The sequence below is a fragment of the Bradyrhizobium sp. CCBAU 11386 genome (assembly GCF_028128955.1).
Taxonomy (GTDB): domain Bacteria; phylum Pseudomonadota; class Alphaproteobacteria; order Rhizobiales; family Xanthobacteraceae; genus Bradyrhizobium.
In genome coordinates this window covers 54,956-55,910 of the sequence record NZ_LBKA01000020.1, presented here as the reverse complement: position 1 = coordinate 55,910, position 955 = coordinate 54,956, and the positions used below count along the sequence as shown (strand labels likewise).

General features: G+C 55.1%; 1 protein-coding gene. It reads left to right on the top strand.

All coding sequences use genetic code 11. From position 1 onward, the window contains the following. Positions 1–350 precede the first annotated feature (350 nt). Positions 351–917, top strand: a complete 567-nt coding sequence (locus tag XI09_RS05575; RefSeq protein ID WP_271565971.1) for a hypothetical protein — start codon at positions 351–353, stop codon at positions 915–917. Positions 918–955: the final 38 nt, after the last annotated feature.

Sequence of the window (955 nt, the reverse complement as noted above, 5' to 3'; positions counted from 1 at the left end):
CATCCGAACAGCAGGAGAATTGCATTTTGCATAGCGCATTCGGTCAGGATAGCTGACGGTGCGCGCTGCGTTTTCTGGGCATGACGCTGACGTCCGCCGCGTTCCATGCTATTATGTTAATATTCCAGGTCGGTCGGTCGAGCCCTATATTGAGGTCAAAACCGATGATTGGAGCCACCATCCCCACATACTTCGTCAGTCCAAGGCGAAGCATCAAGAAGCATGATCACGTTGACGCTCGGCGCCAGCGTGCAATTCGATTTGACAGGAGAAAGCATACGCAGGTCGATTTCAAACCGCGGCAGTTCACGGCGGAGACCTGAACCGCCGCTTGATCTAAGGAGGCACTCATGAACTTCGTCAACGTGCGCATAGTCCCCACATTCACCGCAGCGATGAGACTCGCCAAAGCAACGGTTTTTGCTACAGCGCTCGTGTCCGTTGCCCCCGCGGCTGTCGCGGGAGAGCCGATTGAAAAGAAGGGGACTACTCCTTATGTGACGCACTTTATTTTTCGGCCCTTGATGAGCATTGACACCGCCGAACTCGGCAAGGCCACTACGCTGGAGGCGGTCGGGACCACTCAAAACATGAAGGGAGAGAAGATGCTGGACAAGATGTCAGCACGCTGCGTGGCGCTGAACGTCGCGTCCGGAGACAAGAAATACATTGACGGAGCTTGCGTGCTCGCCGACAGCGACGGCGACAAGATTTTCTCGACCTTCGATACTCGAGACCTCGACAAGGCCCAGCCGAAGATGGATTGTGGAACGCATATCATCACCGGCGGCACCGGTAAGTATAAGGGCATCACCGGAAGCGAACCATTTGCCTGCATAGCTATGCCTGCGCTGGCTGGCTCTGGCGATTATTTTGCGATGGACATCCCGCACAACACGTCCTGGGAAATCAAATGACCCTGAACCCGATGTCGCCGTAAAGATGGTTGTTGAGG